The organism is Anaeroglomus insulsum (assembly GCF_050689095.1).
Lineage (GTDB): Bacteria > Planctomycetota > Phycisphaerae > Sedimentisphaerales > Anaerohalosphaeraceae > Anaeroglomus > Anaeroglomus insulsum.
The window spans coordinates 32,616-54,636 of the sequence record NZ_JBOGCL010000015.1; the positions used below are offsets into that span (position 1 = coordinate 32,616).

4 protein-coding genes and 1 pseudogene are annotated in these 22,021 nt (G+C 46.9%); all 5 read left to right on the forward strand.

The window, feature by feature from the left end:
- The first annotated feature begins 368 nt into the window (after positions 1–368).
- Positions 369–17,600, forward strand: a complete 17,232-nt coding sequence (locus ACQ9LF_RS12325) for a LamG-like jellyroll fold domain-containing protein (protein WP_462489714.1) — start codon at positions 369–371, stop codon at positions 17,598–17,600.
- Entirely contained in the window at positions 17,600–18,445 is an 846-nt protein-coding gene (locus ACQ9LF_RS12330; protein ID WP_462489715.1) for a toxin-antitoxin system YwqK family antitoxin, read from the forward strand. The genes ACQ9LF_RS12325 and ACQ9LF_RS12330 overlap by 1 nt, the downstream gene beginning before the upstream one ends.
- A gap of 190 nt (positions 18,446–18,635) precedes the next feature.
- Positions 18,636–19,973, forward strand: coding sequence for an RHS repeat domain-containing protein (locus ACQ9LF_RS12335; protein WP_462489716.1), 1,338 nt, complete (start codon positions 18,636–18,638; stop codon positions 19,971–19,973).
- Positions 19,974–20,014: 41 nt separating this feature from the next.
- Positions 20,015–20,566 (forward strand): hypothetical protein, encoded by a 552-nt coding sequence (locus tag ACQ9LF_RS12340; protein WP_462489717.1) that lies wholly within the window; start codon positions 20,015–20,017, stop codon positions 20,564–20,566.
- Between the two features lie 174 nt (positions 20,567–20,740).
- Positions 20,741–22,021, forward strand: a pseudogene (locus tag ACQ9LF_RS12345) (hypothetical protein); the annotation flags it as partial.

Consider the following 22,021-nt stretch of genomic DNA (forward strand, 5'->3'; position numbering starts at 1 on the left):
AGTAAAATCAGTTTCGTGGTCGGAACTGCAGGCAGTATGGAAGCCGATAAGGAGATAACAGACATGTTTCGGTGTTGTTTGTCCTCGCAGAAGCACGCATCAAACCCTACAGGGCGTTTGTCATTTCTCTTTATCCCATGTTGAGACATATCCGGCGGATCTGACGGTATCTGCACAGCGGAACTGATTATTCCGTGACGGCCATAGGCCACTTTTGTGCGCGTGTACTCACGGGGGCAGTTACCCTGTGCAGCCGCGGGGATAAGGCTGTTGCTGGAAGCTGGCGGCTGATAGCTCTTTAGTCGCGACGAAACGGGTATTTTTTGCAGGAGCAGTTTCCATTTCAATTTCAGGAAGGATGAACGTTTATGAAGCGAGCTTTTGGTGTTCTGGTCGTGTGTGCGGTATGCAGCGTGTATGGGAATGAACCCTTTTGGCCGGAGGTGGCTATCTCATCGATGCCAGCATCGCCGTCTGTGGGGCAGACGATAACCTTCGACGGCAGAGGGTCTTATGATCCGGATGGGACGATTGTCAGCTATCGCTGGACGCTGCCGGGACAGGCATTTTGCATTTCAGGTATAAACACCTCCGTCGCCAAGTGTAAATTTAATGCTCCGGGAATCTATACGGTAACCCTGACAGTCAAAGATAATGACGGATTATATTTCTCTGAACAGTATCAAATTCCAGTAGCTGCCGCAACGAATACTCTCTGGTATGTCCGGCCGGATGGAAATGATGATAACGATGGCAGTGTGGATTCATCCAGCGGGGCATTCAGGACCATTCAGACGGCCATTGATTCTGCATCAACCGGGGATCAAATCCGTGTGTATGGCGGGATTTATTATGAGCAGCTTCATCTAAAGGGAAAAGATGTCTCTATTTATAGTTATAATCCCGCCAATCCGGGTTTCTGGGAATCGGCAGACAATGCAATTATCGATGCCAATAAACAGGGGACGGCGGTGATGTTTGGCGGCAATGAGCCGAATAGCTGTCAGATTAAGGGGTTAACCATTCGGGGCGGATTTCCGAGGGGGGACAGTCTGGCTGTGCATCTTAGCTTTGATGATCCCGATACGATTCCATTAGACAGTTCTGGGAAAGGACGAAATGGCATAGTGTCAGGGAATCCCATCCGGACAGCAGGATATGATGGTTTGGTCAATGGAGCGATGGAATTCGACGGCAATGATCGGATACAGATTGAAGGGTATAAGGGCGTGGCCGGCAAGCATCCGCGAAGCTGTGCGATGTGGGTGAAGACCTCAACGGTTAATACGGAAATGATGTTATTAACCTGGGGCAAAGAAGCGACAGCGCAGAAGTGGCAGTTGTTTATTAGCAGTTCTAACAAACTTGCCCTAGGCATCTGGGGTGGACGGCTTGAAAGTACCCGGACGATTACGGATGGCAACTGGCATCATGTGGCGGCGGTCTTTGAAGGGAATGGGGTAATCAATGTCCGGGATGTCAAATTGTATATCGATGGCATTCAGGAAACCGCAACATGCTCCAATTATGTGACGACGCCGCCGGATGTCAATACCGAATTGGACGGGAATGTCTATATTGGAGCAAGAACAGGGGAAAATCCCATATATTATACAGGAGTGATGGATGATGTCCGCATCTACAGCAGGGCTTTAAGTGACGCCGAAGTAAAAATAATGTCGCAGGCTCCCGTATCCCTGGTTCATTTAAAACTGGATGGAAACGCATCCGATGCCTCAGGCAATCAGCATTATGGTACTGTGGAAGGCAATCCGAACTGGATTGATTCGGGTCGTATTCATGGTGCCCTGGATTTGGATGGAACAGGAGATTATGTTACGCTGCCTGAGGGGATTCTGAATCCTGCAGCGACGCCATTCAGTGTTTTTGCCTGGGTCAGACCGGAACAGGAAACGCTTGCTACATATCAAGCCATTATTCAGCAGTTTGATGAGGGCACCCATTTAGGCCGAACCCTCCTGTTGCGAACTTCCGATAACAAACTCTCCTCTTCGTTGGGAGGTTCTTCAACAACGACCAGTCAGGCAATATTTACTCAAGCAGGGCAATGGTATCATGTCGGGGCGACTTATGACGGGCAGAAAATTACGCTCTATGTGAATGGACAGGAGGTTATCAGTTCATACAAAACCGCAGAATTCTGTAATGGCGGATGGATTATTGGCAGGCACAAAACGGATACTGCAACCTGTTGGAATGGCGTGATTGATGATCTACAGATTTATAAACGGGTGCTAACGCTTAGTGAAATTCAGCAGATTGCCGGCCATCAGGATCCCCTTGCGCATTGGACCATGGATTCAGTTTCCGGCAATACTGTATTGGACAGCACATCCGAGAATCATACAGGAACATTGAATATGGCAATACCGACATCGATCTGTGCTGCGGGACGAGTTGGTAATGCTATACAGCTCCAGAATAATGAGTATATTCAGATTGAAAACTGGAATGGGATAGCCGGGAGCAGCTCACGGAGTTGTACGGCCTGGATCAAGTTCTCATCAACGACAGGGCTGGATAAGGTCATCGCATCCTGGGGAGCCGAGGCGGATGGCCAGAAATGGATGTTCCGGGTTGGATCCACGAATCGTTTGGAAGTGGGAGCGTGGAATGGGTATATTCGAGGGACGACGGATTTGGGTGATGGTCGATGGCATCATGTTGCTGCAGTCCTGTCCGCAGATAACAACACCACAGTGAGTGATGTGAAATTATATGTCGATGGAGTAATGGAGCTGGCTACATGCTTTAATCCGGATCGTTTGATTAATACGGCGAATACCGAAACGGTTTATATCGGTGCTGTTCAGAATAACAACGTTATGATGAACTATTTCGTGGGCGTACTTGATGACATTCGTATTTATGATCGGCCATTGAGTCAGAAAGAAATCCAGGGTCTAGCCGGTGATATTGGATTAATGGCACATTGGACTTTAGACGAAACTTCCAGCCCTTGTGCAGACAGTTCGGGAAATGCAATTCCCGGAACATGGGGTGGGACTTCCACTTCTTCTATGGATGGGTATTTAGCAGGTGCGATGGAGTTTGATGGAGTATCTGATTATATCTCAACAAACTATAACGGTGTTCTGGGAAATCGAGATCGCACTGTCTCGGCCTGGATTAAGGCTGTGCCGCAGATCTATACGGCCGAAGCACCTATATTAAGAAGCATCGTCAGTTGGGGTGAAGATACTACAGGAGGAACCTGGAATCTGGCTGTCAACTATGTGCAGAATGAAGGCCCCTATGGAACCATCCGTCTGGCAGCCAATTACTCAAAGGTTATCGGTACAACCCGCATCGATGATAATTGCTGGCACCATGTGGCGGCGGTGTTTGCCAATGATGGAACGCCGACGGTCAGTGATATTCAGCTTTATATTGATGGTAAAAGAGAGGTCTTGTCATATAGTGTTGATGCAACATTGAATACGGGAACGGGATTCAATGTGAATATTGGGGCCATGAAATATCAAAGTAATGATCCCGTGTTCTTTTTCAAGGGCAAAATCGATGATGTGCGGATTTATGACCGGGCGTTGTCAGATATTGAACTCCGGCAGATGTATGAAGAATCTCTTGGGGGTGGAATCGCCGGGCATGGTGCGTCAGCCTCGATTCAGCAGTGTATCATTACAAACAATATTTCAGCCGGTAACGGAGGCGGTATCGATTTTCTCTACGGTTTTATTAGTCAGTGTAATATTTTAAACAATCGTGCAGAAGGGGATGGCGGAGGATTATGGGGAGGTCATGGAAGTATTGTTAATTGTAGGATTGCAGGGAACCAGTCTTTACGCGGCGGAGGCATTTTTAATTATTCTACACAGGCAATGATTGACCGATGTATGTTTGAAGCCAATTGTGCAAAACAGACAGGCGGGGCCATATACAATGTGCTGAGCGATCTGGTTTTCAAATCCTGTCTGTTTCGGGGGAATTTGGACCAGGGATTTCTTCCAGTGTTCCCCAACGCATCCCTGTTGTCTGTGTTGCCTGATTGGTCCTGGGAATCCAGCTTTGGAGGCATTGGTCAATACATTGAGCAGGATTTGTCTGTTATGAGTACTAGTTACCCCGGACAAACGGGTGGTACGGAATATCAGATTCGCTGGGGACAGGTTACGAATAATGTGACTGAAAATAAGAGCGGGCTTGGCTTTACGGGATATGCTCCTCCGATGTGTTCAATCACTGTAAATGAGCCGTTTGAAATTGGAAGATTGCGTCATTTCAATAATCCGGTTAATGCTGGATCGCCGCCCAGCCGAGTGGATATTGAAATTAATTTAGCCCTCGAATGCGGCAGTCAGTTTTCACAGTCTTTTACATTTTCGCTTGCCATCAATGAGACTCCCAACACGTCGAACCTTTCCGACCCCGCGGCGAAAAACTGGGCCGACAGAGATTTTATCACATTTCCGGTGTCCTATCCATCCCAGCTTATCGAGATTGAGGGCCGGTTATATACGCTGAAAATTATTGGATTCCAGACAGAACAGGGGCAGTTGGTCAGCCAGTTTGAATCTCCGGAACATGGAACCAATACGGTCTATCTCTGGGCTCAGATTGCACCCCCTCCGGCCGATGGGGCGATTACGAATCTTGCCAGTAATATCTGGGTTGGAAATTGTGTGTTTGTCGGCAATACCAGTTGTTCATACGGAGCTGCTTTGAGTAATTGGGCCTGCGACAATGTGTTTGTGGGCAATAGTACAATCACGGCAAATCATGGCAGGTTGTGCGGAGGAATCTATAACCATGAAAGCAATCTTACTGTTGTTAATAGCATCTTATGGGGAAATACGGATGTGGATGGGCTGTCGGTCAGGGATAAACAGTTTTATAACTCCGGCAAAGGAACAGTCAGTGTGACTTACAGTTGTATTCAGGATGCCAATTCGCTGGATGGGAATGTCTATCCGGGGACAGGCAATATTGACCGTGCACCGCTGTTTCAGTTATCTCCGAGTGATGGCGAAGACGGATGGGGTAGCGGAAATAATGATGCGTATGGGAATTTATATTTGTCAGAGAACTCGCCGTGCATCGATGCAGGGACAAACGCACCAGTTTTGACATATAGTATTTTAACAGATATATTCGGTCATGTTCGTCGCTTTGATTCTCTGACAACAGTTGATACCGGCTCGGGGACGGCACCTATTGTTGATATGGGGGCCTATGAATATGGAAACAATACGGCACCTGTTGCTGTTCAGGATCAGGCTTCGACGTCCGAGGGTGCAGCCGTTGTGATTGATGTTTTGGCCAATGACTATGATGTGGATGGGGATGCAATAAGCATAGATGCAATTTCTGGTCAACCTTCGCATGGCATTGCTGTAATCAGCGGCAATATGGTCGTGTATAGCCCCGTTGCGGGTTATTTTGGATCAGACGTATTTAATTACCGCATTGTCGATGGGGCTTTGGCGTCAAATGATGCAACTGTACACATACAGATTACGTCAAACCATGTTTATGTTGATGCCGGGCCGAATCAGACGATTCAATTGCCCAATAATAGGGTCTATCTGGATGGTGTGATTCAGGGGTTGTCATCGGGCAGCAGTCCTGCGTGGCGAGTGCTGAGTCAGCCGACAGGCGGTGCGGTCAGTTTTGATTCGTCCGTATCGGTGATGCCTGCCGGGCATGATGCGTGGGATTCGTGGGCAAGTTTTTCCCTGCCTGGGATGTATGTGCTGGAACTAGGAGTTGCCGTTGCGGGGCAGGAGTATAAGGATCAGGTGGTTGTCAACGTCCGGCCGGGTGTCATCTCCGGGAACCAGCCGCCTCAGGTGGATGCCTGGGCGATTCCCAGCGAGATTACCTTGCCGCAGGGAACGACTTTAAACTGGACTATTTCTGATGATGGGGTGTCAAGAGGGGAGTTGACGCAGGAGTGGTCGGTGGTGTCAGGACCTCTGGGGGGAGAGGTGACTTTGGGAGTATATTCAATGTGGTCTCGTAGTACTTCAGCGTTATTTAGTTTGGCTGGGACTTACACTCTGAAGCTGATTGTCTCCGATGGAATAGAGCAGACTGTGTCATTGGTTCTAGTGCAAGTAAATCCTGATAGTCAGGCTAATATGCCACCTATTGTTGATGCTGGTCCAAATCGTCAAATATCGCTCATTGCTGGGCAACAGACTCTTACGCTGGATGATCCTGCAATTATGGCTGAAGATGTTGATAACAGCCCTTCTCCATTATTAATTAAGTGGACAATTCTTGGTGAAACAACTGGTATTGGATTTACTTCCAATTCCAGTATACTACATCCAACAGTGACTGTTATAAAGCCAGGTTGTTATGTTTTGCAATTGGAAGCCAATGATGGTTTGGTCACAGTTAAAGACAGTATGCTGATATCAACAAGCAGCGTGTTAGTGAATGCCGGACCAGATGAAGTAATTGTTTTGCCAGATGGCGGACAGGTGACACATAAATTATCGGGATTCTGCCAAAGTGAACCCGCAGGTTTATATACTTCATCCGATTGGCAGATTCTGACTCAGCCACAGAATGGTGAAGTGTTGTTTAGCCCGGCATTGCCGGCGGAAATGGCATGGGATCCCAATGTAACATTTACGGTTCCTGGTGATTATGTTTTCAGGTTGTCGGCAAAAGATGCATCGGGCGTTCAAGTTGGGTCTGATGAGGTGTACATTAAAGTAAAACCCGCCAGCCAGGCGTTTACGACATATTTATATTTATATGCACCGCCTTCGGGGGCCAATCTTGTTTTTTCGAGTTATGAAGAGGGTACTAAACTTGTGTGGCAAAGTGTTGATCCAAACGGGATTATCTCTCAAATGAAGGATGTGTTTCCCTCTGATCCTAACGACCCTAATTTGTTAAGCATTGATGATGCAAATCCGATGGAACAAGGTCGGTACGTTTATGTTGATGCAAAGGATGGTGTGTATAAAGTAACAAGCGGAAACAATAAATTCTCTGTTCTTGCGGGTGATGTTTATGGAGAATCCATCGAGTATAATCTAGGTTATGACCATACTTCAGGTTATTTCGTTATGGGCAAAAATGGTCTTGGTGTTGATACAGAGTTTTATTCTCATATTCACGGTTTCCGGAATCAAGGGCGACGATGGAATATCTTTGCATATCATGAAGATACACATGTTACTGTTCATTATGAATATCTTGATAGTGGGGATGGAATTGTGGGGGAATTCGATCCTATACTAACGATGGAAAAGTATAATCCTGCTACACGAGTCTATGAGAATGCAATAATGGATAATTATGAACTCTCAGCAGGAGAACATGTAGGTCTGGTGCCTTTTGGTAGAACATTTTGGATAGAAGTAAATAAAAAGGACATACTTGTATGGGACATAGATCCGGTCTATATCCATGTTACTGCAGACAAACCTGTCTCTGTGGAAATGTGTAACGATTCCGGATTTTATGTTCCATCATCAGAGGGCCTGTGGACCGGCAAGCATTTTAATGCTTTCATTGATGCATATATGTGGGGCGAAAATTCAACAGGTGTATTGAGCATTACATCGTTTGATGATGAAACTGAGGTGTCAATATATAGAAATGATATCGATACGAATAGGTCACTGTCCTGGAACGGTTTATTAAATGCGGGTTCCAGTTTTCTTTATCCGAAACAGATATTTAAAGATATATTTGAGATAGAAGAAATAGCATATTTGACAATTGAAGCTACAAAACCTGTTGCTGCTACGGTTAGACCTTCACCCACATTCTCGTCCTATGCACATGGTGATTTTGTACCCGATAAAAATGGAACCGGTGCAGGGACCGATCTGATTGGTTATTGTGTTAAGACTTCTCCTGATTATAATACCCATCGATACTTCACAATACTTGCTCATAATGACGATACACAATTCAGTATTTATGACCCTGAAACGTGGGAACCTGTCGATTTCAATATTGATCCAAATGAAAAAACCATTGTTAAGTCTCTTGATGAGGGACGATGTTTTAAAGCACAAGAATATCTCGGCATGGAGGAAAGATACTGGCGAGTGGTAAGCACCAAACCTGTTACGCTTAGCACGGGAGCATCGTGCGCATTTGCCGAATATGCGCCGCTGGTTGGTATCCAGTCTCCCACTCCTGAAATTACAGTGACTGCTAGGACCGGGAAGGGGTATCCAGATCAGACGAATGATCCCAATGTCTATCCAGGCGTGTCAGATTTGGATGAAATTACATATACAATATCTTATTGGAATCCTTCGACAAATCCAACTGTTTATGGACAAAAGATTGTTGATGAGTTGCCGGATCAGATTGATAAAGAGATGGTTATTTATACCGGTATGAATGGCTCTTATGATCCTTTAACCAATACAATAACATGGGACATTGGGACGCTGTTGCCTGGCCAGGGAGAAGGCGATCCTATGGAAGTAACAGTTACAGTTCGTGTAATACGAAGCCCGAACAATTCTAATAAAATTGTCAATCGGGCACGAATTGAAAACGTGGATAGTTACAAGTCAACCTTGCCGGTATTTGTCCAGGTGAGTAAAGATGGATATCCGGGGATCGGTGATGTTATATATGTGAATGCTCGAGCTAAAGGGCTGAACAATGGCTCATCATGGAAGGATGCCTATTGTGATTTGCAAACAGCTCTTCAGATTGCCTCGAAGGCAGAGGCGTCCCAAATATGGGTTGCAGCCGGAATTTATTCCCCTGGCAGTCAAAACGAGTCAACATTTCAAATGCTTGACGGTGTTGATCTGTATGGAGGATTTCGTGGCACCGAAGATAGTGTTTCAGAACGAAATATCAAAGACATAAATACTCAAACAGTATTAACTGGTTTGCGATGCAACTGGGTAATTGTGAAGACCGCAAATGCGAGACTGGATGGTTTTACAATACGTGAATGGAGGGATTCCGGCATTCACTGTGTAACTGATGGTTCCATTATAACAAATTGTGTTATTGACAATTTAAACAAAGAATACAATGATCTTGGAATGACTAATGGTATTTATTGCGAAAAAAGCAATGCTGTCATTTGCAATAATATCATCCGTGGAAATCAGATAGGAATATATCTCAGTCAGATATATAGTGCTCAGATATTTAATAATATTATTGTAGAAAATGATATTGGGATTGTATTAGACCGTTTGAACGGACAGCCAATTATTAGAAATAACACAATTGCGAACAATAATATTACACCTATTCAAGAATATAATTATGCATCATATATCGAACCAATAGAGGTATCCAGTTGTATTGTTTGGGGTAAGGGGGATTATGATTTCGATGTTTTGAGGGATGTGCATAAAGATGTATTATTTAATAGTTGTTGTATGCCGGATCCGAATACCGTGGATTGGAGTGTTATAGATCCTAATTTTCCTGAGCCTGACAGCAGGTCTCATTCTGTATTTGAAAACTATTATTTGTTTTGCGACAAAACAATAAGGGTATCCGATCCTAATTATATTTGTGTTGCCGACGGAAGCCGATACAGGGTTGGAGAAAAGATTGAAATTGGAAATGATGATGTCCTGCGTACTATTACTGGAATAGGGGGGGGAGTTGACTGTGATATCTTGTTATTTAATCCTGTTTACTTGCAAGGTATTGATTGTGGAGTGACTGTTTATAAGTGGGGTGCTGATACAATAAACGCTGTTGAGAATTACCATATCAAGGTAAGTTCAAGGTGCATCAATGCAGGAACGCCCGCATTTATTCCAGATTTACATGAGGTTGATATTGACGGACAAAGTCGGTTGATGGGGCCTTGTATCGATATTGGTGCTGATGAATATCCAGTCATTACTGCAGGCCGTTATCCTGTGCAAATTCTGCAAAGGAATGGCAGCGTTGATTTGATTTTGGATAAATCACGAGATTATTTAAGCGGGAGCAGGTTGCTATGGTCTCTTGTAAGTGGGCCTGAAAATATTTCTTTTGCTGACTCAACATTACCAACTGATTTATGGCCTGTTGTCAGATTTAGCAGACCAGGTGTTTATGTTCTTAAATTTGAAGTATTTGGTGCAAATAATGAATCTATGGGTTATGATATTGCGAAAATAGAGGTATATCTTGATGTCAATGCCGGTGAAGACCAGGAGATATGCTCTCAAAATGTGTCATGGGAAGGGGCTTTGGCGGGTACAATTGCCGGAGGAATTGCAGATCATATAACATGGAAACAATTATCGGGTCCTGGTAAATCGGTAATTGAGTCACCTGATAATTTACAAACAGCAGTATCTATTTCGTTGCCAGGTTATTATTGTTATCGTTTATCAGCTTTTTCAGCAGATGATCTCTTAATTGGAGTTGATGACATCGTCATCACTGCATATCCATCTAATTTGTATGCCGAAGCTGGATCAGATATAGTGACTAAGCTGGCTGTATCCGGCAGCGCACAAATAGCTTTGGATGAAGCCTGGTCTGTTGTTAGTGCTGGAGGTGTAATTGTATCAGAGCAATGGACCGTGCTGAATAGTAATGAATCCGTTGAATTTGATGTAAATTCAGCTGGTGTGGTAATAGCTACCTTTACCGAGGCAGGAGTTTATATATTAGCATATACCGTATTTGAAGAAGGTGGCCATAAAGAAACTGATACACTGACTGTATATGTTTATCCGTATAATACCTCCTTGTCTATTAGCGCGGGACCAGATATTGAATGTGTGCTCAATGATATTTCTATAGAAATAACTCCGCAAAAGGCTTTTGTTTATCCTGTTGAAGGGGTTAGTGTTCAATGGTATGACCCGAGTGGTACGCCGATAGCGGGGGCGACGGCTGTTAATTCAACTTTGACATTTACCCAACCGGGTGTTTATCGCTACACATTAAAGGCCACTCGCGGGCAGGAAACGGCGGAGGATACGGTTCAAATTACGGTTCATCCGCAACCGGTCGATTCGTTGCTGATTCGGACGGGGCATTATGGACCGGTTCTGGCAGGGCGGGCGTTTACCCTGGAAGACGCTTATGTCTGGTATAGCCAGAATACGCCGCTGAGTATCGAGTGGTCTTCAGATGATGAACAACATGTCATATTTTACCCATCAATAGATGAAGGCAAAACGTCGTATGTTCTGCGGCCTACAGTTCTTTTTGAGGCGGGGCTGGCCAAATCCTATGAGCTGACTGTCAAGGTGACTCAGGGGGGCACTTTGCTCGGTTCGGCCAGTGTGACCATTCAGGCTGTAACGGGGGATGAGCCAGGACTGGATTCGGATACTACGCCTCCGGTTCTTGCTCTGACGCCGGGGCTTTTGGAGGATGCAAATAAGCTTATGCCCATGCCTGAATCCACTGCTGTTATCAAGGCGGGAACGATTGCCCTTGATATTTATGCCCTTGATGCCGGTTCAAGGCTCAAATCCGTCAAAATCGAGGATACCTGCAATAGCATTACGACTCTGGTGAAGGATTTCGACTTTTCGAATACGGACCCTGAATATCCCTCGCAAATGCAAGTTACATGGTATCTTGAGATTCTGAAATTAGTCACAGGATCGCACTCTGTCAAGGTGACTGCAATAGATCGGGCAAACAATATCACCGAGCAGACGGTTACTTTTACAGTGGGCCGGGATGTGGCGAATCAGACGAGCAAGCCGTTTGCATGGATTTCCAATCTGGATTCTACGCAGATTGACATCGGCAAGCTGGGAAATCAGGAGGTTCTGCCGGAGATTACGGATGGTTTATACGACATTGAAGGTTTGGCTTGTCATACACATTCCAATCAACGTGTCGAGTTTAAGTTTGAGCTGTATGATGAGGCGGCGGTTAGCTATGTCCTTGAGAGCTGGGCGGCACTGGACGGTCATAATCCGCCATATCCGGATTATTATGTTCAGAATCTTCGGGTTGAAAATCCTGATTTAACGAGATCAAGTGAGGATCAAAGTTATTATGTTGGTCCTGTGGGGCATTGGAATGATGCGGCGAGTCTTGGATATGAGGCCGGATCCTTTGGTCAATTGGACTTGACCGGTATCGAGAACGGGAGGTATTGTCTGCTTTTGACGGTTCGTTCGAGGCCGGACGAGAATACCGCGTATGCCTATTCTTATGTTTATAAGATGATTAAGCTGAACAGTCCGCTCAAGATTGGCAATCTCAAATTTTCGCAGGAAGATGTGGCGATTGATGTGGGCGGAGTCCCGCTGCGTGTGGTGCGGACCTATAACAGCTTCCAGAAAGATCAGAACAGCGAATTTGGTTATGGCTGGAGTTATTCCATTGCCAATCTGGATATTCAGCTTAATGAAACCCGCCAGCCGATGCGCGTTTTTATGAGCAGTTCGACGATGTCGGTCCGTGTAGGGGATAATTTTGACCGGGATGTCACATTGACGCTGCCGGATGGCAGGCGGACGACATTCTCATTTGGGCTGGAGTTGAAAAAGCCGGAGCTTTACAACGGCCAGGTGCAGTACTATGTGGCAAAGTATACCTCGCCTGACGGGGTGTCTGCACGGCTGGAGACGCTCAATGAAGAACGGCTGACGCTGCTGAATACCTGGGCAAACCAAAAGACAGCAAGTTATGTCAGCGGCTCGGGCAATTACTCTGATCCGGGATTCTATGAATTTGAAGGTTATCGTCTGATTATGGAGGATGGAACATCTTATGTGTTCAGACGGTCGAATGTCGGAGATGATTTTGTTGAGTATGGGAATACGGTGGCCTATGTTGAGCCCAGGGGGCCGCTGTATTTGTCTGAGATTGACCTGCCGACAGGGGAACGGATTGATTTGAATGTCGATTTAACCACAGGGCGGATTGGGCAGAATGATTCAGCTGGTGTGGAGCATATTGATTTACTCGGTACTCCGACCAAGGCGATTAAGATTGGCTATGATTCCCAGGGGCGCATTGTGGAAGTCTGGGGGCCTAAAGAACAGGGCGGGGTGTTGCCGACGGTGAAATATGAGTATGACACCGCGGGTAATTTATGGAAAGCATCCAAGCTGGTCCAGCCCAATACTGATCCGGATTCACGGTATGAAACGCAGACTTACAGCTATGCGGATGATACCCATATTCCATCGGACCATTATGTGACTGCGATTATCGATCCGCGGGGTTTGCAGCCGATTCGGTATGAATATGATGCGGCCGGCCGCCTGATTGCCACCGTGGATGCCAAAGGCAATCGTATTGCGATTACCCATAACGTCAGCAGCCGGCAGGAGATCGTTACGGATCGTGCCGGCAATCCCACCATTTATGAATATGACAAGCGGGGGAATGTGCTGTCGGTGACCGATTCGGCTGCGAAAGTGACGCGATACACCTACGATTCTGAAAATCGCTTTGGGCCGGACCGTCAGCTTTCGGTGACGACTCGGGTTCCGAATCCGGATGATCCGCTGCAGCTTGTGGATGCGGTAACGCTTTATGAGTACACGTATTATGATAATGATTCGGATGCGCCGGAATATGGACGGTTGAAAACACAGACGGTTATTGACCCGGCGAAGAATCTTTCAGAAACCGAATATGACACGAATGGTAATGTTATCCGTGTCACACAAAAGAAATGGGATGAAAGCACAAGTGCTTATGTGGAAGTGTTGACCACGCGGACTGCATATATCCGAACCGACGACACATCCGGGCTCGAGAATCTGCCGTACTTTACGGGCATAACGACCGGAGAGGGTGCAGCTATGGTATGGCATTCCATCAGCCTGACCCGTTATGACGACCGGGGCAGGATTTTACAGTCGGTGCAGGTCAAGATGGATAATTCGACTGTGGAGCAATTACTGAATTCAGACAAGACTCCAAAGTTGTACAGCGAATTATTCAATAGCTGGAGTGCTAATGCCAGTAACAGCAGTGTTACCACGTACACCTATTTTGAATATGCCACGGATTCAGGCTACTCGCCGGATCAGCCGTATTCGGTAACCGGGCCGGATGGGCAGACACAGTATTTCTGGTACGATGCCGACAATCATCAGCTTGCCAGTTGGACATTTTGGGACGATACTGCGACTGGTGCCAATCCCGATAAGCGGATACTGACTTATAACCAGCCGGATGTCCAGGGTCGGACCATCGCGACCTATCGTGTCGTTCAGGATTTGACGGCCGCAGGGACGCCGATGGATGTTGCCGTATTGCTGGGGCATCTCAATGAGCAGCAGGCAGGTGTGGAAGTGGTTGCTTTATCATATTCCGATTATAACTCCATCGGGAAGGTCAATACCAGCATCGATGAAAACGGGATTCTGACGCAGTATCATTATGATGAAACGGGCAATCTCGCAGAGACGCTGGTCTATGCCTCAATTGCAGCGTATCAGACCCATTACACCCATTACCTGACTACCGGGGATACGACGGGGATTTTGACCATCTCCCGCACCCTTTATGATACGGAAGGCCGGGCGATTGTCGCTGTCGGGCCGTATGATCCTGCCGATACCGAGCATTCGCCGGTCGGGACGGAGACGGTCTATGATGCCCTTGGCCGGGTGGAACAGACCCGGCGGTGGGCGGATGTGGATATTCTGTTTGATTATGTGATGAAATCCGGCAAGCTGCTGTATGTCACGCTGGCCCAGGATCGTGTCGCGGGCGGTGCGTGGACGAGCATGCCGGGGCAGACGCAGCTTGCCTGGACCAGCGGCGGCAAGGTGCCGGTAATTATGGCGAATCTGGCATGGTGGCAGGCCGGGCCGTTGTCTTACAGTCGGACGGAATACGATGCGGCGGGGCGGGTGTGGAAGTCCTACAGCCTTAATGAATCCCATGCGGAAATTTGTACAGCGGAATACCGCTATGATATCGCCGGCAGACAGATTCGGACGATTACGCTGCCCAATGATACCACGGGCAAGCGGTCCGAGACGGTGACTGTGTATGATGGTACCCGTCGGCTGTCCGTTACCGACGGTCTGGGGCATACAACCTCGTTTGTTTATGATGCCCTCGGCCGGGTGATCACGACCATCCATCCAGCCTCACTGGTCGAAGGCTCCGGGACGACACCTGTGGAGACCTATTCCCACGTCGGCTATGACAGCCTGGGACGGAAGTGGTGGGAATCGGCTCAGACGCGGCAGGAAGATCCTGATCATGTTGACCTGACGACGGAAACCAGTGACTGGAAACTGCGGCGGAAGGTGTTTGGGTACGATGCGGCGGGACGGTTGACTTCGGTGACGCTGCCCGGGGTACAGGATCCGGAAAACAATAATACCTGGACTGCGCCGGTCTATTCCTATATTTATGATGATTACGGCAATCAGGCGGGTGTTGTTGATCCGAAGGGGCGGGTGACGGTGTCGCTATACGACCATCTGAATCGTCTGGTTCGCACGTATCAGCCGTTTAGCTATACAGGAGACTTGACGGCGGCGGCAATTTATGCAGCGGCGGTGGCGGCGAATGTCCCGTATGAAGCAACCAGCTATGATGAGCATGATCGAGTACTGACGCAGACGGATTACGAGGGGCACTATACGGTCTTTACGTATGATGTTTTTGGCCGGGTAGAATATGAGCGGCATTATGTCAATCTTGCCGCCTATAACGCCGGGCTGCCATCCTGCAATGCCAATCCGCAGATTTATACGATCTATGATACGCTGGGACGCAAGCGGTTTGTCACGGTACAGTCGTTTGACGGCTCCGGCCAGGCAGTTGATACTGCCCGGCAGTGGGGTTACAGCTATGATGATGAAGGCCGGATCAAACAGATTACCTCACCGCAGGGGACGATTACATACGGCTATAGTGATATTACCGGCCGCAAGACCCTGACCTGCAAGGATTTGACCGATTTTGTGACGCGGTATGGGTATGATGAGCTGGGTCGGCTGGATGCAGTGCAAGTGATGATGCGCGGCGGGGTGGATGTCCGCAGTGAAGGCCAGACCCGCTATGGCTACGATCTGGTGGGTAATCTGGACTGGGTGCAATTGCCCAATGGAAACTATACCCAATATAGTTATGACTCCCAGAATCGCCTGCGGGACCAGATTACGTATCAGAACGGTTTTGGTTCGACGATATTAAGCCATTACACCTACAGTGTTTATACGGACGGGCAGCGTAAAACCAGTACTGAAAATATCTGGAATCCGGCAACATCAAGTTATGATACAACAGCCCTCGTTTGGGATTATGATGCATTAAACCGGCTTCTGTCGGAATCACGTAATAGTATTACAACGGAACAGTATGTATATGACTTAGCAGGTAATCGCCTGCAAAAGACGACAGGCAGCAGCACTACCTACTATTTCTATAATGCACAGAATCAGCTTGAAAAAGAATCCTTGCAATCGGATGGAAGTACCCCTACAATTCAGTATGAATATGATGCCAATGGTTCTTTGACAAAGAAATATCTTGGCCTCGACAAATTGACAGCGCCGCTGGATATATTGGCATATGACCTGCAGGGACGTTTAGCCGTGTACCAGCCGCATACAGGGCAGGCGGCGGCCTATACCTATAATCCGGATGGCATACGTACCGGTAAGACTGTGGGCACTATAGCGACTGTGTATCTGGTTGACCCCATGAATCCAACGGGTTATGAACAGGTATTGCAATCCGATGATGGAGAAGATGAGGTTTATTATGTACTGGGTCTTGATGTCATCGGGCAGGTGCAGGACAGCGGAAACAGGGCTTATTACCTCTATGATGGGCATGGTTCGGTAAGGCAGCAATCGGATTCTTTGGGTGATGTCGGATCAGACTATGACTATGATGCGTACGGGAATGCCTTGAATTTCGTACCGGCTGATGGATTGTACTACACGGGTGAAATGTACGATGCAACCGCGGGCCAGTATTATCTGCGGGCGCGGTACTATGAACCGGAAAATGGGCGATTTAATGCGATGGATTCCTGGGATGGTAATCAGGAAGAACCGATAAGCCTGCACAAGTATCTTTACTGCCATGACGATCCGGTGAATAATATTGACCCAACTGGATTATTTACACAAGAGTTTGGTTATCTTGCTGAGGTTGCAATTCAGCAGGTATATGCTATTGACCATCCGTTAGATGAAGGTCATATCTCATATGGAAGCTGGACGAGATTGGGTTCGAGTCGAGAAAGAGCATTTAGAATGAAACCAGATATAATGAATCATAATCAAAAAACATGGCTGGAAATTAAACCATTATCGGTAAGCGGAGTCGCCAAAGCAGGGATACAATATAAGGTATATGATGCGTTCTTTAATATTTTTAGATATAAACCTGATGCGTCATGGACGCCCTCAAACCATTTTACTACAGCTGGTCAGGTTGAGATATTCTTTTTCAATGCAGGAGGAATAGTATTCTATACAGATATGACGGATAATCTGGAAGACCTTGCAGCCTTATCATCTTTGGAAGCAGTAAAAAGTTTTATGTGTACACCAGCTGGCCGAAAGCTGGTGACGCAAACTATAACCGGAATAACGAGTCGAATACCAGCATTGGTTAAAGCCAGAAATACAATTGACAGGGAAAGGCTAAAAACTCATCTTCAAGTCGCATCATTAATGATGTTGATAGGAGGTATATAGTGGACAAAGTGATGGTAGAAAGGGATTATTATCCAAATGGAAAAATACGGTTCGAAGGATATTTTAAAAATGGAATTCCTCATGGATTCAACCGTGTTTGGTATGAGAATGGAGTACTTGCTAGGGAATATATATATAAGGAAGGTGTTCCGGATGGAATTTCAAGACATTGGGATGAAAAAGGTAATCTTCTTGTAGAGAATAATATTATAAATGGTACGGGAATAGAAAAAGTCTGGAATCCAGAAACAAAATCGTGGTCTGAATTTAGCTGGGTTAATGGTGAGTGTACGGGAAGATTCCGTGCTTACTGGGCGGATGGTACTGTTATAGGTGATGTATATTGGATTCGGAATAAACAGGTTTCCAAGAAAAAATATATTGAGATGTGTCAGACTGATGATAGTTTGCCTAAATATGAAGACTTGAAGGCCGAGAAGAAGAACGCCAAAAAACAGAATACGGCCCAGGATCAAGGATTTACTTATGTCGCAAATGATAGTTATTACGAGAAACTATTCTCGGAAAATACGATGGTTGAGGCATTATCATGGCTGAATGAGCCTAATGTTCCAAAAAGGACTCTCGGGGAATGTGCAAGGTCGGAAGATTCTATTGAATTAGTCAAAGATTTTTATGCTCTTGGTGCTGTTAAAGTATGGACATTTGATATTGATGGGGCGCCGGACGAAGAACAAAATTCCGGTAAACTGGTAATCGAACTTCCGAACAATCCCAAAAAGAGAGCGAAGATTCTTAAAAAGTGCGGTGAAATAGCAGAAGAAATGGGATTTGATGCGGAAACCGATATGGGGCAAAAGTATGTTCTTGTCATGCTGGATTGATTGACAAGCATTCTTGATTATTTATCAGAATCGTTATTGGCTCGACGGTATTAAGCCATTGTGCCTAGAAGCCATTTCATAACCTCCTGGGGGGCATGGTAAGACAGGCAATGTCAAGACCTATACGGCGACCGAGGATGGGCAGCCGTCAATTACGACGAATTATCTCTATAATGATCAGGATCAGTTGTTGACGGAAACCAGTCCGGCCGGTACGATAAGTTATGGTTATGATGCCAACGGCTCTTTGACAAGTAAAACGACCTCCGGCGGGACGGAGGGTTACAGCTATGACCTGCAGGGACGGCTAAGGGCTTATACGCCAGTGACGGGGCCGTCGGTTTTGTATGCCTATGACCCGGACGGCCAGCGTATTGGCAAGACGGCGGTGACAGGGATTACCGAATATGTGGTGGACCCGTATAATCCGACGGGCTACAGCCAGGTTCTGGCGGAAACGACGGGGATGACCACAACGTGTTATATTCATGGTTCCGATGTGATCGGCCAGTCGGTGGTCGGGGCCAGTCCGCAGTATTTCCTGTATGACGGGCACGGCTCAGTGCGGCAGTTGACGATGAGTACGGGGTTGCTGGTTGGCGGGCAGGACTTCTGGTACGATGCGTGGGGGAATGAACTGACGTCGAATACGCCGTTGACGAGCTATCTTTACTGCGGTGAGCAGCGGGATGGTGAGACGGGGTTGTATTACCTGCGGGCGCGAATGTATGATCCGCAAACCGGCCGCTTTACCAGCCGGGATCCCTTTGTCGGCAACGGCACCGACCCGCAGAGCCTGCATAAGTATCTATACTGCCATGCGAACCCGGTGAATGGGGTGGATCCGAGTGGGATGTTTACCTTGAGTGAAATTCAGCTTAATATCGGGACCATTGCAAATCTAAGTACCCGAGTTTTGAACGTAGCTCAAAAAGGATTCAAGATCAAGAATGCAATAGAGCAGGCTTCAGATATATTACGGTTTATCCGCGGCATAGACCGCTTTATTGAAGGGGTGGCAACTGCACAAAGCGGAGCGGGTTTTGGTCAAGCTGTAATCTCAGGGATCAAAACGGCTTTTGATATGCAGGAGTTTAATTTGTCAGAATTTATGCCGGGGATGAATCAGATGTTCAGTACTATCGGCAATCAATGGAATGATATAAGCCGGAGGATGCTCAACAAGATTCCAGAGATATCCGGTCAGGTGGCAACCGATCCAAGGTTGTTGCAAATCGTAGCATCTCATGCCTTGACTGGAAAACAAGTGGGATTAGTCTTTAATTTGCCTTCGCCACCTCCTCCGATGGTTTGGACAGGGATACCACCAATATCAATTAAAATTGGAAAATCAGAAATTGTATTCAGATCGGCACCAGCAACAGGGAGAATATTTGGAATTGAGGCAAAATGTGGTAAAAACCACTGGCAAAATATACTAAGATTTGATTATATTGATTTCGAACATGGCAGGGTAATAGGGCCACACTATCATATTGGTGAGAGGGCTGATCATTATGAATTTTGAGAAAGTAAAGAAAAGCTTATCAGTATTTAGAGGATGATGTTATGGAGAAGTCAAACAAAGATTATGAAGTGCGGTGCATTGATAAATGGTATGCTGGCTCTATGTCGCCTGAAATATTTAAGCGGCTAAGAGATCTGCCACATATAGTATTCCCTAAATCTTCAAGTTCTATAAAAAAAATATCCAATCTAACAGGAAGCAAGCTTGGTATATGGCCAATCTCGCCTAAATATGATGATAGTGGAAAAGATTTATTAAGCCACGATATCGAACAAAAATTTGATGTATGGTCTAACAGCTATAATCAGGAAGAGCTGCTTCTTTCTTGTGATGGGGAAGGATATTTTGGTTTTTATGGAAATATTTGGATTATTATAGACAGTACTATTGGAGAAGAAATCCTGTCAAAGATATTTTTGAAAGATGTTGAAGCTGGTACAATAGACATCTTAGAAAAGCAAATTGAATCTGCAATTTGCGCAATTGATTTAATAAAATGGTTCATGGTGCCGGACAATGCTGATGCGGATTATTTGTTATTTGTCTGTTCAGAAAAGCATCGTGATTGGATAGAACAACTTAAAAAGATGTAAAGCATCATTTTCAACCGAATTGATGATCCGACGACGCCGGGGGCGGATTCGATCTGGGTTTATCCGCGGTATGAATACGCGTATGATGCCTATGGCAATCAGACCGTCATCCGGGAGAATCTCTATCAGCTTAAGCGTTCGTGGGAGTCAGCTTTCGATCCAGCCACTGACATTGTGTCGACCTACTCCCGCCAGACTGTGTTAGGGTACGACGGCCTGCATCGGCAGATTTCGCGGACGGTTCCGGGCTGCGGCACGGAATACAAGGGCTATGACAGCCACAACCGGCTGCTGTGGGAGATGGACTTCAAGGAGCAGGTGACGGGATATGCCTATGACGCCCTCGGCCGTCTGGAATACAAGCGGTATTATGCGGCCGATGCGACACCGGGCGATTTTCAGAACACTAATTACCCATCGACTCCGGCCGAAGTGCTGCACTATACCTACGACAATCTCGGGCGGAAATTGACCGAAACGGTGACGGATTATACCGGCACGCCGACGGTAACGTACGATGCTAGTTATAGTTATGACGATGAAGGCAATGTGACGGAAATTGTCACGCCGCAGGGGACGGTCCATTATGATTATTCCCTGACGACCGGCCGGAAGAGCTTTACCCGCAAGGGCAGTGAGCTTGCGACGGAGTATGGATATGATGAGCTGGGTCGGCTCAAGACCACGCGGGCGATGGTTCGCAACGGGCAGCTATTAAGCCCGACGGAATTAACGACGTATGATTATGATCTGGTGGGCAATCGCAAGTCTGCAACCCTGCCCAATGGGGTCTATACGGAATACAGCTATAACAGCCTGAACCGGCTGACGGAGCTGGTGCATTACCAGACGACAGGCAAGACCACCGTGGTGGGGTCTTATTCCTATCAGCTTAATGCGGCGGGGATGCGAAAGGGGGCAGGTGAATTCCTGGCTTATCCTTCCGGCAGTCAGTCGCCGGTGGTTGAATATGATTATGACGGTTTGAATCGTCTGGTTGGTGAAAGCAATAAGCATAACGGGACGACGGGATTTGAGGCCGGATATGTGTATGATCTGGTCGGTAATCGGCTGGGGCGGACGGTGATTGCTCCCAATGACACGCTGGATACCACTTATGATTATTATCCCGGGACCGACCGGCTGTATCATGAATATCAGGCCGGGCCTGTGGCGGCGATTCCTTTGGGTCAGAATGAGACGGTCTATGCCTATTACACGCCATCCGGCGGGCTGAGCTATCAGATGCCGGGGGAGACAAAGCGGATTGGGGCGTTGAGGGCGTTTCTGTATGGGGTGCCTTCGGTCTGGGGGACGATTCTGCTGGTGTCGCTGCTGGTTTGCCTGCCGGTGGCGGGGTTATGGCCGGTACTGGTAAGGATTCTGAGGGGGCAGGAGGGCGGTCCGCGTCCGAGCCTGAGCCTTTATCACCGGTGCCTGTGTGTGCTGCTGGCG